Annotated in this window: 13 protein-coding genes; all 13 read right to left on the reverse strand. The window is 60.2% G+C overall.

Annotated features, from left to right (window positions below; translation table 11 throughout):
- Window positions 1–13: 13 nt before the first annotated feature.
- Entirely contained in the window at window positions 14–979 is a 966-nt protein-coding gene (lipA, locus tag ACMGGW_RS04065; protein WP_025301835.1) for a lipoyl synthase, read from the reverse strand.
- Window positions 972–1640: a lipoyl(octanoyl) transferase LipB gene (lipB, locus tag ACMGGW_RS04070; protein ID WP_025301836.1), complete on the reverse strand. Its 669-nt coding sequence runs from the start codon at window positions 1638–1640 to the stop codon at window positions 972–974. Before lipB ends, lipA begins: the two co-directional genes overlap by 8 nt.
- A gap of 134 nt (window positions 1641–1774) precedes the next feature.
- Window positions 1775–2041 (reverse strand): DUF493 family protein YbeD, encoded by a 267-nt coding sequence (gene ybeD / locus ACMGGW_RS04075; protein WP_004940012.1) that lies wholly within the window; start codon window positions 2039–2041, stop codon window positions 1775–1777.
- A gap of 104 nt (window positions 2042–2145) precedes the next feature.
- Window positions 2146–3357: a D-alanyl-D-alanine carboxypeptidase DacA gene (dacA, locus tag ACMGGW_RS04080; RefSeq protein WP_004940010.1), complete on the reverse strand. Its 1212-nt coding sequence runs from the start codon at window positions 3355–3357 to the stop codon at window positions 2146–2148.
- 180 nt (window positions 3358–3537) lie between these two features.
- Window positions 3538–4623 carry an endolytic peptidoglycan transglycosylase RlpA gene (gene rlpA, locus ACMGGW_RS04085; protein ID WP_060447629.1) on the reverse strand — a complete coding sequence of 362 codons (1086 nt, stop codon included), beginning with the start codon at window positions 4621–4623 and terminating at the stop codon, window positions 3538–3540.
- A gap of 10 nt (window positions 4624–4633) precedes the next feature.
- Window positions 4634–5746, reverse strand: coding sequence for a peptidoglycan glycosyltransferase MrdB (gene mrdB, locus ACMGGW_RS04090; protein WP_004940006.1), 1113 nt, complete (start codon window positions 5744–5746; stop codon window positions 4634–4636).
- An 8-nt stretch (window positions 5747–5754) separates the two neighbouring features.
- Complete coding sequence (mrdA, locus tag ACMGGW_RS04095) at window positions 5755–7650, reverse strand: peptidoglycan DD-transpeptidase MrdA (protein ID WP_025301838.1); 1896 nt, start codon at window positions 7648–7650, stop codon at window positions 5755–5757.
- A 38-nt stretch (window positions 7651–7688) separates the two neighbouring features.
- Window positions 7689–8159, reverse strand: a complete 471-nt coding sequence (rlmH, locus tag ACMGGW_RS04100) for a 23S rRNA (pseudouridine(1915)-N(3))-methyltransferase RlmH (RefSeq protein ID WP_004940002.1) — start codon at window positions 8157–8159, stop codon at window positions 7689–7691.
- 3 nt (window positions 8160–8162) lie between these two features.
- Entirely contained in the window at window positions 8163–8480 is a 318-nt protein-coding gene (gene rsfS / locus ACMGGW_RS04105; protein WP_025301839.1) for a ribosome silencing factor, read from the reverse strand.
- A gap of 194 nt (window positions 8481–8674) precedes the next feature.
- Complete coding sequence (nadD, locus tag ACMGGW_RS04110) at window positions 8675–9337, reverse strand: nicotinate-nucleotide adenylyltransferase (protein WP_025301840.1); 663 nt, start codon at window positions 9335–9337, stop codon at window positions 8675–8677.
- Window positions 9327–10361, reverse strand: a complete 1035-nt coding sequence (holA, locus tag ACMGGW_RS04115; protein WP_149570297.1) for a DNA polymerase III subunit delta — start codon at window positions 10359–10361, stop codon at window positions 9327–9329. The genes nadD and holA overlap by 11 nt, the downstream gene beginning before the upstream one ends.
- The gene (gene lptE, locus ACMGGW_RS04120) at window positions 10358–10918 is read right to left on the reverse strand and encodes an LPS assembly lipoprotein LptE (protein ID WP_049242706.1); all 561 of its coding nucleotides are present in this window, start codon (window positions 10916–10918) and stop codon (window positions 10358–10360) included. Before lptE ends, holA begins: the two co-directional genes overlap by 4 nt.
- A 14-nt stretch (window positions 10919–10932) precedes the next feature.
- Entirely contained in the window at window positions 10933–13515 is a 2583-nt protein-coding gene (leuS, locus tag ACMGGW_RS04125; protein WP_197832314.1) for a leucine--tRNA ligase, read from the reverse strand.
- Window positions 13516–13693: the final 178 nt, after the last annotated feature.

Raw genomic sequence — 13693 nt, forward strand, 5'->3', positions numbered from 1 at the left:
AAACTATTACGCGTTATTTCACTTCCATCCCTTTGGCCTGCAGATCGGCGTGGTAAGACGAACGCACGAACGGGCCGCAGGCGGCGTGGGTGAAGCCCATCGCCATCGCTTCTTCTTTCATCTCGTCAAACTCGGCCGGGCTGACGTAGCGCTGCACCGGCAGGTGGTGACGGCTCGGCTGCAGGTACTGGCCCAGCGTCAGCATGGTCACGCCGTGGCGACGCAGATCGCGCATCACTTCAACGATTTCCGCGTTGGTTTCGCCCAGGCCGACCATCAGGCCGGATTTGGTCGGGATATCCGGGTGAGCTTCTTTAAAGCGCTCCAGCAGCTTCAGCGACCACTCATAGTTGGCGCCCGGGCGCACCTGGCGGTAGACGCGCGGCACGTTTTCCAGGTTGTGGTTAAACACGTCCGGCGGCGTGGCGGTGAGGATCTCCAGAGCGCGATCCATACGGCCGCGGAAGTCCGGCACCAGCGTTTCAATTTTGATGTTCGGACTCTTGGCGCGGATGGCCGAGATGCAGTCGGCAAAGTGCTGAGCACCGCCGTCGCGCAGGTCGTCGCGGTCAACCGAGGTGATCACCACGTAACGCAGCGCCATGTCGGCGATGGTTTGCGCCAGCTTTTCCGGCTCGTTAGCGTCTGGCGCGATCGGGCGGCCGTGGGCCACGTCGCAGAACGGGCAGCGACGGGTGCAGATAGCGCCGAGGATCATAAAGGTGGCGGTACCGTGGTTGAAACACTCGGACAGGTTAGGGCACGAGGCTTCCTCACAGACGGAGTGCAGGCCGTTTTTACGCATCGCGGCTTTGATGCCCTGAATGCGCGTTGAGTCGGCAGGCAGTTTGATCTTCATCCACTCGGGTTTACGCAACAGCTCCTGCCGTTCGGTGACCACCGTTTTGACCGGGATCAGCGCCATTTTGTCAGCATCGCGGTATTTGACGCCGCGTTCCATCTGAATTGGTTTACTCATAATCGTGCAGGTTCCAGTTACGAAGCTCGACCGTCTGGTAGCCGAGTAAATGAACAAATTCCTGTACCAGGATTGGGTGTATGTCTTCAATGCCAACGCCGGGCGCCAGCGCGCTGACCTGCGTCATCTGCATGCCGGCGTAACCGCAAGGGTTGATGCGTTGGAAGGGGCTGAGATCCATCGCCACATTCAGGGCCAGGCCGTGGAATGAGCTGCCTTTGCGGATCCGCAAACCCAACGAACAGATTTTCTGCTCCCCCACATACACGCCAGGCGCATCCGGACGGGCGCGCGATGCGAGGCGAAAGTGGGCGAGGGTGTTGATAACCGTATCTTCTATCGCCGTGACCAATTGACGTACGCCGACCTTGCTGCGTTTCAGATCGACCATCACGTACATCACTTGCTGACCCGGCCCGTGGTAGGTCACCTGGCCGCCGCGATCGCTCTGGACCACCGGGATGTCGCCGGGCATCAGCACATGTTCGGCTTTGCCGGCCTGGCCTTGGGTGAACACCGGGTGATGCTGTACCAGCCACAGTTCGTCCGGCGTAGTCTCGGTACGACTGTCGGTGAAGTTATGCATGGCTTGGGATACAGGCGCGTAGGGCTGCAACCCCAGCTGACGCAAAATGATCTTGTCTGGTTGCAAAAGAGTCATCGTCAGGTTACAGAAGTGGTAAAGCCATTATACCGGGCGCTCCGGCTTGCGGCCAGCCTTTCGCTGACCAAAAATGCGCAACCCGGGAAGACGCTGCGCCATCCCGGGTTGATAAGCAGGGGTTTATGCTGGAATTACAGCACCATGCGAACAATTTCAATGTTGCCTAACTCTTCGTACAGGGTTTCGACCTGCTCGATGTGAGTGGCATTGATGGTGATGGAGACGGAGTGGTAGTTGCCTTTGCTGCTTGGCTTGACCTGCGGGTTGTAATCGCCCGGCGCATGGCGCTGCACCACTTCAACTACCTGGTCAACCAGCTCAGGCTGCGCCAGGCCCATCACCTTGTAGGTAAACGAGCAAGGGAATTCGAGCAGTTCGTTCAGTTTAGTTTTTTGCATGTGCGTGCGCTCCAGAGTGCTAGCTAATCTATAAATTATAACTCCCGCCGGGGCGGGAGTTAATGTTATTCAGTATATGGGGGCAATTTCGCCCGTTTCAACCATTAACCGAACCAGTGGTGGAACATCAGTTTGATGTAGTCCACGATGCGGCTGAAGAAACCGCCTTCTTTCACTTCGTTCATCACCACCAGCGGGCGCTGATCGATGGTTTTGCCGTCCAGCTGGAAGTTGATGCTGCCCACCACCTGGTTTTTCGCCAGCGGCGCGTGAATTTCCGGCGTGTTCAGCACGTAGCTGGCCTTCAGATCTTTCATGCGGCCGCGCGGAATGGTCAGGTAGACGTCTTTGTCCACGCCCAGCTCAACGCGGTCGGCATCGCCGAACCAGACAGGCTCAGAAGCGAACTCTTTACCGACTTTCAGCGGCGCCACGGTTTCGAAGAAGCGGAAGCCCCAGGTCAGCAGTTTCTTGCTTTCGGCTTCACGGCCTTTGTAGGTGCGGCCGCCCATCACGGCGGAGATCAGGCGCATTTGGCCTTCGGTCGCCGAAGCCACCAGGTTGTAACCCGCCGCGTCGGTATGGCCGGTTTTGATGCCGTCGACGTTCAGGCTGTTATCCCACAGCAGACCGTTGCGGTTCATCTGGCGGATATTGTTGAAGGTGAACTCTTTTTCTTTGTAGATCGCGTACTCTTCCGGCACGTCGCGGATCAGCGCCTGGCCGATCAGCGCCATGTCGCGCGCCGAACTGTACTGGCCCTGGGCATCCAGGCCGTGTACCGTCTGGAAGTGAGTGTTCTGCAGGCCCAGCTTGCTGACGTAGGTGTTCATCAGGTTAACGAACGCGTCCTGGCTGCCGGCGACGTAGTCGGCCATCGCCACGCAGGCGTCGTTACCGGACTGCAGGTTGATGCCGCGGGTCAGTTTGGAGACCGGCACGCGATCGCCCGGCTTCAGGAACATCAGCGAGGAGCCTTTGAACACCGGGTTGCCGGTCGCCCAGGCGTCCTGGCCGACGGTCACCAGATCGTCCTGGCCGATTTTACCCGCTTTCAGCGCCTGGCCGATGACGTAGCTGGTCATCATTTTGGTCAGGCTGGCCGGATCGCGACGCGCATCGGCGTTCATCTCGGCCAGCACCTTGCCGGAGTTGTAATCAATCAGGATGTACGCTTCCGCATCGATCTGCGGGACACCTGGGATCATGGTTTTGATGTTAACGTCATCGGCGTGCGCAACGGAGGCTGCGCTCATTGCGATAACGGTGCCGAGGGCGATGCTTTTGATTAAGCGAAAAGAAGTTACTTGTTTCATGATCGGGACTACAACATCCGTGAAAGTAAAGTTAAAAAACGAGCCACACTATAGCAGATGCGATCCCGGCAGGCATTACCCATTCATCTGACTAATTGCGGTTAGTGCCCTTTTAGCTGCAAGAAAATGTTTCAGCTAAATAACCGCTTATCGGCCGTGAATGCCCACCGGGCTTAATGCTCAGGGTGCAGCAGTAACGAAAGACTGTTGTTGCGCTTCGCTCGCCAGGCGTTGCTGCAGCTGGGCCGCCTGCTGACGGCTGCTGAACGGGCCGAGCTGGACGCGATAAACGTTGCCGTTGGCCGCCACTTTGCCCGGGACGCCAAACTGTTGGCTCAGGCTTTGCTGCCAGCTCTGGGCACGCTCGGCGCTGCTCAGCGCACCGACCTGCACCACGTAACCGCCGGAGGACGAAGCGGCAGCCATGCCGGCAGCTGCGGCGCCGGCCGCGACCGGTGCAGCCACGGCGGCGGCTTCAGGCTCCGAACCTTCCAGCACGCCGGCCGGCAATGCGCTTGGCGCGCCGAGGAAACCGCTGCGGCCGCTACCGGCGTTGCCGCCAGTTGCTGGGGCGTTGTCGTCGTCGGTGCGCAGGGTGCTGTTATCGATCGGGCGTACCGCCGCGCCGCTGGCGACCGGCACGTCCTGTTGGATGGGGGTGCCCATGCCGCTGGCGCCGAGATCCGGGCGCGACGGCAGGGCATAGCTCTGCTTCGCCACGATGGTACCGATGGTGCCTGGGCCGCTCAGCGTGCCGTCCGGCGCCACATTGATGAAATCGACTTTGACCTTGGTGTTGTTCGACAGGTTGAGGCGATCGGCGGCGGCTTTCGACAGATCGATAATACGGCCCTTGGTGTAAGGCCCGCGATCGTTGACGCGCACCACCAGCTGACGGCCGTTGGCCAGGTTAGTGACGCGCACATAGCTTGGGATTGGCAGGGTCGGATGCGCCGCCGTCAGGCCGTTGGGGTCAAACTGCTCGCCCAGCGCCGTGGTGTTGCCGTTGGCCTCTTCGCCATACCAGGCCGCCAGGCCGGTCTGCGAGAAGTTCTGCGGATCTTTTACGATGCGGTAAGTATCGCCATTAACCTTATAATCCTGCATGTTATTAGGGTTATAGGGTTCATATTGAGGCTCGACGCCGCCGATTTCCACCACCGGGCCGTTGTACGGCTGCGGAGGGGCTTGCTGTTCCGTGGTCGGGGCGGTACAGGCGGAGAGCAACACCGCCGCGACGCCGATCCAAAGCCATTCCTTACGCATTACTCACCTCTTATAAACTTTTAGACAGCATTTTCCGATGCGTGTGGATCGACATGATGATGCCGAAACCGGCCATCAACACTATCAGCGCCGAACCCCCGTAACTGACCAGAGGCAAAGGTACGCCAACTACCGGCAAAATGCCACTGACCATACCGATGTTAACAAAGACATAAACGAACAAAATCAGCATCAAGCCGCCGACCATGACGCGGCCAAAGGTGGTTTGCGCCTTGGCGGCGATCATCAGCCCGCGGATGATCACCAGCAGGTAAAGCGCCAGCAGCACCAGCACCCCGATCAGCCCCAGCTCTTCGGCCAGGACGGCGAAGATAAAGTCGGTATGGCGCTCCGGCAGAAACTCCAGCTGCGACTGGGTGCCGTGCAGCCAGCCCTTGCCGGACAGGCCGCCGGAGCCGATGGCGATCTTGGATTGAATGATGTGATAACCGGCGCCGAGCGGGTCGCTCTCCGGATCGAGCAGCATCATGACGCGGTCGCGCTGATAGCCGTGCATCAGGAAGAACCACAGCACCGGGATGAAGGCCGCCAGCGCGACGGCGGCGACGGCGATCAGCTTCCAGCTCATGCCGGACAGGAACAGTACGAACAGGCCGGAAGCGGCGATCAGGATAGAGGTGCCCAGATCCGGCTGCGCGGCCACCAGCAGCGTCGGCAGGAAGATCAGCACCAGCGCGATGGCGGTGTTTTTCAGCGAAGGCGGGCAGACGTCGCGGTTCATAAAGCGCGCCACCATCAGCGGCACGGCGATCTTGGCGATTTCCGACGGCTGGAAGCGCACTACGCCGAGATCCAACCAGCGCTGCGCGCCTTTACTGATCTGCCCGAAGGCGTCCACCAGGATCAGCAAAATCACGCAGAAGATATACAGATAGGGCGCCCAGCTTTCGTACACGCGCGGCGGGATCTGCGCCATGACGGCCATCACGATCAGCCCCATGACGATCTGCCCGATCTTGCGCTCCATCATGCCGATGTCCTGGCCGCTGGCGCTCCACATCACGAAGGCGCTGTAGACCAGCAGGGCCAGGATCAGCAGCAGGAACGTCGGGTCGATGTGGATTTTGGTCCAGATCGAGCCTTTTTGTTGGCTTTCAGTCATGTTCTACCTTAGTCACCTTCTACGCCAGGCGGCAGCGGGGCCTCGCTTGGCAATTGCGTATTATTGTCGCCCAGCAGAATGTGGTCGAGGATCTGGCGGGTGATGGTTCCCACCGCCGGACCGGAGCCGCCGTTTTCCAGAATGATGGCGACCGACACCGTCGGATTGTTGAACGGTGCGAAGGCGGTCATCAGTTTGTGATCGCGCAGGTGCTCCGCCAGTTTGTGGGCGTTGTAGGTTTCATAGCCGAATACCTGTGCGGTACCCGATTTCGCCGCGGCTTTATAAGGTGCGTCCGCAAAGTATTTGCGCGCCGTCCCGTTCGGACGGTTGGCCACACCATACATGCCGTCTTTGGCGATTTCCCAGAAGCCGGAGTGAATATCGCCGATCTGCGTGCTCTCTTCCTGTTTGAACGGCACCAGCGCGCCGTTGACGCGGGTACTCTGCAGCAGGTGCGGCGTTTTGACGGTGCCGTCGTTGATCAGGGTGTTCAGCGCTTTGGCCATCTGGATCGGCGTGGCGGTCCAGTAACCCTGGCCGATACCCACCGGAATGGTGTCGCCCTGATACCACGGCTTTTTATAGCGTTTCAGCTTCCACTCGCGCGTCGGCATTAGGCCGGATCGTTCTTCGGACAGATCGATGCCGGTGTACTGGCCGTAACCGAATTTGGTCAGCCAGGTCGACAGCCGATCGATCCCCATGTCATAGGCGACCTGATAGAAATAGGTATCTGCGGACTCTTCCAGCGCCTTGGTGACGTTCAGGCGGCCGTGGCCCCATTTTTTCCAGTCGCGGAAGCGTTTTTCCGAGCCGGGCAGTTGCCACCAACCGGGATCGAACACCACGGTGTTTTTGGTGATCACTCCGGCGCTCAGCGCCGACACCGCGATGTAAGGCTTCACCGTTGATGCTGGCGGATAGACCCCCTGCGTGGCGCGGTTGATCAGCGGGCGATTCGGATCGTTCAACAGCCCCTGGTAGTCCTTGCTGGAAATGCCGTCGACGAACAGGTTTGGATCGTAACTCGGGTTGGACACCATTGCCAGGATGGCGCCGGTGCGTGGATCGCTCACCACCACCGCGGCGCGGCTGCCGACCAGCAGCTGCTCGATATAGCGCTGCAAATCAAGATCGAGCGTCAGGTAAACGTCCTGACCGGCGGAAGGCGGCTGTTCGTGCAATTGGCGGATCACCCGGCCACGGTTGTTGACCTCGACCTCTTCATAGCCGGTTTTGCCGTGCAGCGTGTCTTCGTAATAGCGTTCGATGCCCAGCTTGCCGATATCGTGGGTGGCGGCGTAGTTGGCCAGCTTGCCGTCTTTATCCAGGCGTTCGACGTCGCGGTCGTTGATCTTAGACACATAGCCGGTGACGTGGGTGAGGGCGGAACCGTAGGGGTAGTAGCGGCGCTGGTAGCCTTTTACTTCCACGCCGGGGAAGCGGAACTGATTGACCGCAAAGCGGGCGACCTGCACCTCGGTTAGCGCGGTTTTCACCGGAATGGAGACGAAACGGCGCGAACGCTTGCGCTCTTTTTCGAAATTGGTGATGTCGTCGTCGGTCAGATCGACCACCGTGCGCAGCGCCTGCAGCGTGGCTTTGAGATCGTCAACCTTCTCCGGCATCAGCTCCAGCTGATAAATGGTGCGGTTGAGTGCCAGCGGGGTGCCGTTGCGATCGTAGATAATGCCGCGGCTGGGCGCGATGGGCACCAGCTTGATGCGGTTTTCGTTGGAGCGGGTGCGGTAATCCTCGACGCGGACCACTTGCAGATTATACAGGTTGGCGATCAGGATGCCGGACAGCACCAGGATGACCAGGAACGCCACCAGGGCGCGGCGTACAAACAGGGCGGATTCAGCCGTATAGTCGCGAAAAGGGTTACGTTCTATTTTCATCCCGCTGCTTTATTTCACTCTGTCACGGTCACCACCGGCTATTCCCGGTGGTAAGGATGATTTGTTGTAATACTCCAGGCGCGGTAGAGGCTTTCGGCCACCAGGACGCGCACCAAAGGATGCGGCAGCGTCAACGGAGAAAGCGACCAGCTCTGCTCGGCAGCGGCTTTGCAGGCGGGCGCCAGCCCTTCCGGGCCGCCGATCAGCAGGCTGACGTTGCGGCCATCCTGCTTCCAGCGCTCAAGCTGCTGCGCCAGCTGCGGCGTTTCCCACGGCGTGCCTGGGATATCCAGCGTAACGATGCGGTTGCCTTTGCCCACCGCCGCCAGCATCTGTTCGCCTTCCTTGTCCAGAATGCGCTTGATGTCGGCGTTTTTGCCGCGTTTGCCCGCCGGGATCTCGGTCAGCTCAAACGGCATATCTTTGGGAAAGCGGTGCAGGTAATCCATAAAGCCGGTTTGCACCCAGTCTGGCATTTTGGTGCCGACCGCCACCAATTGCAGTTTCACCGCTTAGCTCCAGAGTTTTTCCAGCTCGTACAGGCGACGGCTTTCTTCCTGCATCACGTGTACGATCACTTCGCCCAGATCGACCACGATCCAGTCGGAGGCTTCCTGGCCTTTCATGCCAAACAGCTCCATGCCTACGGCACGGGATTCCTGTACCACGTGGTTGGCGATCGACATCACGTGGCGAGTCGATGTGCCGGTGCAGATGATCATGCAATCAGTGATGCTGGATTTGCCCTGTACGTCCAGAGCGATAATGTCTTGGCCTTTCAGGTCATCGATTTTATCGATGACGAAATCTTGGAGCGCTTTACCTTGCAAAGGTTCCCCCTCGGGTGTGTTCTGTTCAGTCGACTGCAGCGGGCAACATGCGCACGCCGCGGCGTAACCGGATAATGGTTTCGGCAGGCTGCCGCTGAAAGCCAGCTAACTGGTGACTGCCCGGCCAGCTAAGGTTTCCGGGGTTTTCAGCGGATACCTGAAAAATAGCGGCGCAGTATATCACGCACCTTTCGCTAGCGATATAAACCCTGCAACTCGATATAGCGCTGCACCGGGCGTGGCAGCAGGTCGTCGCAGTTGAGGCCCTGATGGCGGCGCTGGCGGATCTCGGTGGCGGAAATTTCCAGTTCCGGCGTATCTGCCAGATAGATATGGCCGTGCGGGCGACGGCTGAGCAGCGCCGGATCGACGGTGCGATGGCGTTCCAGCCACTGCTGCAGTTCCGGTGTGTCCATGCGATCGTTATAGCCCGGGCGCGCCAGCACCAGCAGGTGGCAGACGTCCAACAGCGCCTGCCAGCGATGCCATTTATGCAATGTCAGCAGCGAGTCCTGGCCAATAATAAACGCCAGTGGCTGGGCGGCGCCACGCTCTTTACGAATCGTTTCCAACGTCTCGATGGTGTAGGAGGGGGTGGTGCGGTGCAGTTCGCGATCGTCGACCGCAAACAGCGGGTTGCCGGCGATCGCCAGCTCGACCATCTTCAGGCGTTGCTGCGCATTGGCCTCCGGCTGCGGGCGGTGCGGCGGCACGTGGTTAGGCAGCAGCGTGACGCGATTCAGACCCACTTCGGCGGCCAACGCTTCCACCGGCCGCAGGTGGCCGTAGTGGATCGGATCGAAGGTGCCGCCGAACAGCGCGTGCAAAACGGTGGGGTGTTCCGGATTAGTGGGCATCGCTAAAACTCGTGGCCAGGGGTTTGCCGCACAGCAGCATCGACAGGGTTTCCAGTTCCGGCCAGACCGACTGGCCATAGTCCTGCTTGAGGGTCAGCTCGATTTGCGTCAGCAGCTGTACCGCTTGCTGCAGCTGGGCGCCGGACAGGCGTTGCAGCGCCTGGGTCACCAGCGGGCGGCGATTCTGCCAGACCTTGTGCTGGTCGAACAGCGTGCGCAGCGGCGCGGACGCCATGCGGCGCTGCAGCGTCAGCAACAGCAGCAGTTCGCGCTGTAAGGTGCGCAGCAGGATCACTGGCTCCACGTCCTCTTGCTGCAGCTGCTGCAAGATATGCCAGGCGCGCTTGCTTTTGCCGGCCAGCAGGGCATCCAGCCAGTGGAACGGCGTGAAGTGGGCGGCGTCGTTCACCGCCTGTTCGACGCGCGGCAGCGTGAGTTTGCCGTCTGGGTGCAGCAGCGACAGCCGCTCCAGCGCCTGCGACAGCGCCAGCAGGTTGCCTTCGTAGCAGTAGCACAACAGCTGATTGGCGGCGTCGTCCAATTCCAGCTTCATCGCCTTGGCGCGCGTGGCGACCCAGCGCGGCAGCTGTGCCTGTTCCGGCGTCTGGCAACTGACAAGGGCGCCGTGTGGGCTGAGCGCCTTGAACCAGGCGCTGTTTTCCTGCGCTTTGGTGAGGCGCGGGCCGCGCAGGATCAGCAGAATATCCTCGTGCAGCAGCGTGGCAAGCTTGGTCAGCTGTTCGCCGATCGGCGCCGTCGGGCCGTTTTCCGGGAAGATCAGCAGCAGCGTCTGGCGGCTGGCGAACAGGCTCATCGCCTGGCAGATGCCGAAGATGGCGTCCCAGTCGGTATGGGCGTCGAGGGAAATGCTGTAGTGCTCGCTGAACTGCTGCTGTTGCGCAGCCTGCCGGAGCAGATCCTGGCTTTCCTGCAGCAGTAGCGGTTCATTGCCGCTCAATAAATAACAAGCGCGCAGCCCCTCTCGGAGCTGCGCGGCAAGTTGTTCCGGATAAATGCGGATCATTGTGCGGTTTGGCTTGCCGCTCGTTCGCCGACGGCAGCGGCTTTCTGCCGGTTTTCTTCTTCCGCCGCGTGCACGGTCAGCAGTTTGCGCACCAGCTGTTGCGCCGCCTGCTCACGCATTTCCTGGCGAATGATCTCCTGCTCGGAGTCTTTGGCCAGCGCGGTCAGCGGGTTGTCGAAGAACGAACGGAACACTTTTACCGACAGCGGGTACAGGTCGTGGCCCGGGAGCAGCACCTGGGCCTGCACGGTCAGCACCAGCTGGTACTCGGCGGTTTTACCGTCCTGGAAGATCGAGGCGGTATCCTGGCTTTCCGTCGCGCCGACGATGCGCAGAGAAGGCACGTCTTTACGCTTCGGATCGCTGACGATGGTCACGGCGTTCAAACGCAGCTGCTCACGCACCGCGCGCGTCAATGGACCATAAGGATCCGAACTGTCCAGGATCAGCGTTTTCATTTCATTAGGCACCTGCGTGGTGCCACGCAGGTGAAAACCGCAGCCGGCGGTGACCAGCACCGCCAACCCCAGCAACAGCGTCAGAATACGTTGTCGCACAACTCCTCCTTGTGTTAACCCACAACCAGGTTAAGCAGTTTGCCCGGAACGTAGATCACTTTGCGAATCGTGACGCCGTCCAGATATTTAGCCACCAGATGCTCTTCGGCAGCGCGCGCGCGCACTTGCTCTTCGGTCGCATCGGCAGATACGGTGATTTTAGCGCGAACCTTGCCGTTCACCTGCACCACCACCAGCTTGGAGTCCTCGACCATCGCCTGTTCGTCGGCAACCGGCCATGGCGCGGTGTCCACGTCGCCTTCGCCGCCCAGCGACTGCCACAGGGTGAAGCACACGTGCGGGGTGAACGGATACAGCATGCGAACCACGGCCAGCAGCGCTTCCTGCAGCAGCGCGCGATCCTGCTCGCTCTCCTGCGGCGCGCGGGCCAGCTTGTTCATCAGCTCCATCACGGCGGCGATCGCGGTGTTGAAGGTCTGACGGCGGCCGATATCGTCGGTCACCTTGGCGATGGTTTTGTGCAGATCGCGGCGCAGCGCTTTCTGATCTTCGTTCAGCGCCGCCACGTCCAGCGGCTGTACCGCGCCTTTTGCCACGTGATCGTAGGCCAGTTTCCATACGCGCTTCAGGAAGCGGTTAGCCCCTTCTACGCCGGATTCCTGCCACTCCAGCGTCATTTCTGCCGGTGAAGCGAACATCATGAACAGACGCACGGTGTCCGCGCCGTATTTTTCCACCATTTCCTGCGGGTCGATGCCGTTGTTCTTCGACTTCGACATTTTGCTCATGCCAGCATAGACCAGTTCACGGCCTTGCGGATCGGTGGCCTTGATGATGCGGCCCTTGTCGTCGCGCTCGACCGTGGCGTCAACCGGAGATACCCAGACGCGCTCGCCGCTGTTGCCGGTGTAGTAGAAGGCGTCGGCCAGCACCATGCCCTGACACAGCAGGCGCTTGGCCGGCTCGTCGGAATCCACCAGGCCCGCATCGCGCATCAGCTTGTGGAAGAAGCGGAAGTACATCAGGTGCATGATGGCGTGTTCGATACCGCCGATATATTGATCGACCGGCAGCCAGTAGTTGGCGGCGGCCGGATCCAGCATGCCCTGGTCGTACTGCGGGCAGGTATAGCGCGCGTAGTACCAGGAAGACTCCATAAAGGTGTCGAAGGTGTCGGTTTCACGCAGCGCCGGCTGGCCGTCAACGGTGGTCTTCGCCCACTCAGGGTCGGCCTTGATCGGGCTGGTGATGCCGTCCATGACCACGTCTTCCGGCAAGATCACCGGCAGCTGATCTTCCGGCGTCGGCATCACGGTGCCGTCTTCCAGCGTCACCATCGGGATTGGCGCGCCCCAGTAACGCTGACGGGAGACGCCCCAGTCGCGCAGACGGTAGTTGACCTTGCGCTGGCCCACGCCCTTGGCGACCAGTTTGTCGGCGATGGCGTTAAAGCCGGCTTCGTTGTCCAGACCGTCAAACTCGCTGGAGTTGAACAGCGCGCCTTTGTCGGTCATCGCTTCGGCGCTCACGTCAGGTTGGCTGCCGTCGAGGTTCAGGATCACCGGTTTGATCGGCAAATCGTATTTGGTGGCGAATTCCCAGTCGCGCTGGTCGTGCGCCGGTACCGCCATCACGGCGCCGGTGCCGTATTCCATCAGCACGAAGTTGGCGACCCACACCGGCAGCTTCTCGCCGCTCAGCGGGTGGACAACGAACAGGCCGGTTGGCATGCCTTTCTTCTCCATCGTCGCCATTTCGGCTTCGGCCACTTTGGTGTTGCGGCATTCGTCGATGAAGTCGGTCAGCGCCGGATTGTTGCGCGCGCCCTGTTGCGCCAGCGGGTGGCCCGCGGCGACCGCCACGTAGGTGGCGCCCATGAAGGTGTCGGGACGGGTGGTGTAAACCGTCAGCTTCTCTTCGCTGTCCGCCACGTCGAAGGTGATTTCCACGCCTTCGGAGCGGCCAATCCAGTTGCGCTGCATGGTTTTCACCTGCTCCGGCCAGCTTTCCAGCGTGTCCAGATCGTTCAGCAGCTGATCGGCGTAAGCGGTGATTTTGATGAACCACTGCGGGATCTCTTTACGCTCGACCTTGGTGTCGCAGCGCCAGCAGCAGCCGTCGATAACCTGTTCGTTGGCCAGCACGGTCAGATCGTGCGGACACCAGTTCACCGCCGAGGTCTTCTTGTAGACCAGGCCTTTTTCATACAGCTTGGTGAAGAACCACTGTTCCCAGCGGTAGTATTCCGGCTGGCAGGTAGCGATTTCGCGATCCCAGTCGTAGCCGAAGCCCAGCAGTTTCAGCTGGTTCTTCATGTATTCGATGTTGTCGTAGGTCCACGGGGCCGGTGCGGTGTTGTTTTTCACCGCCGCACCTTCCGCCGGCAGGCCGAACGCATCCCAGCCGATCGGCTGCAGTACGTTTTTGCCCAGCATGCGCTGATAGCGCGAGATCACGTCGCCGATAGTGTAGTTACGAACGTGGCCCATGTGCAGTCGGCCGGACGGGTAAGGCAGCATGGATAGGCAGTAGTACTTTTCCTTGCTGTCGTCTTCGATAACTTTGAAAGTCTGCTTCTCTTGCCAGTGAAGCTGTACGTTCGATTCTATGTCTTCTGGACGGTATTGCTCTTGCATGGCGGCCGGTGGTCCTGTAGGTGTAAACCGTTGCCCCGGTCAGAGGCAACGCAATGAACATTTAGTATTCGTAGATCCGCATAGCATAGCTGATAAGCCCTCTCGGCAACAACTCCAAGCGCCTGACTCGGCGCATTTAAAAAAAACGCCGCCATGACGCGGCTCACAACCTGCGGAT

The organism is Serratia sp. BNK-4 (genome assembly GCF_048685115.1).
GTDB lineage: Bacteria > Pseudomonadota > Gammaproteobacteria > Enterobacterales > Enterobacteriaceae > Serratia > Serratia bockelmannii.

Bases quoted from the DNA above. Each gene is read 5' to 3' on its own strand.
- lipA (WP_025301835.1), bottom strand. From the start codon at position 979: ATGAGTAAACCAATTCAGATGGAACGCGGCGTCAAATACCGCGATGCT.
- lipB (WP_025301836.1), bottom strand. From the start codon at position 1,640: ATGACTCTTTTGCAACCAGACAAGATCATTTTGCGTCAGCTGGGGTTG.
- ybeD (WP_004940012.1), bottom strand. From the start codon at position 2,041: ATGCAAAAAACTAAACTGAACGAACTGCTCGAATTCCCTTGCTCGTTT.
- dacA (WP_004940010.1), bottom strand. From the start codon at position 3,357: ATGAAACAAGTAACTTCTTTTCGCTTAATCAAAAGCATCGCCCTCGGC.
- rlpA (WP_060447629.1), bottom strand. From the start codon at position 4,623: ATGCGTAAGGAATGGCTTTGGATCGGCGTCGCGGCGGTGTTGCTCTCC.
- mrdB (WP_004940006.1), bottom strand. From the start codon at position 5,746: ATGACTGAAAGCCAACAAAAAGGCTCGATCTGGACCAAAATCCACATC.
- mrdA (WP_025301838.1), bottom strand. From the start codon at position 7,650: ATGAAAATAGAACGTAACCCTTTTCGCGACTATACGGCTGAATCCGCC.
- nadD (WP_025301840.1), bottom strand. From the start codon at position 9,337: ATGCCCACTAATCCGGAACACCCCACCGTTTTGCACGCGCTGTTCGGC.
- holA (WP_149570297.1), bottom strand. From the start codon at position 10,361: ATGATCCGCATTTATCCGGAACAACTTGCCGCGCAGCTCCGAGAGGGG.
- leuS (WP_197832314.1), bottom strand. From the start codon at position 13,515: ATGCAAGAGCAATACCGTCCAGAAGACATAGAATCGAACGTACAGCTT.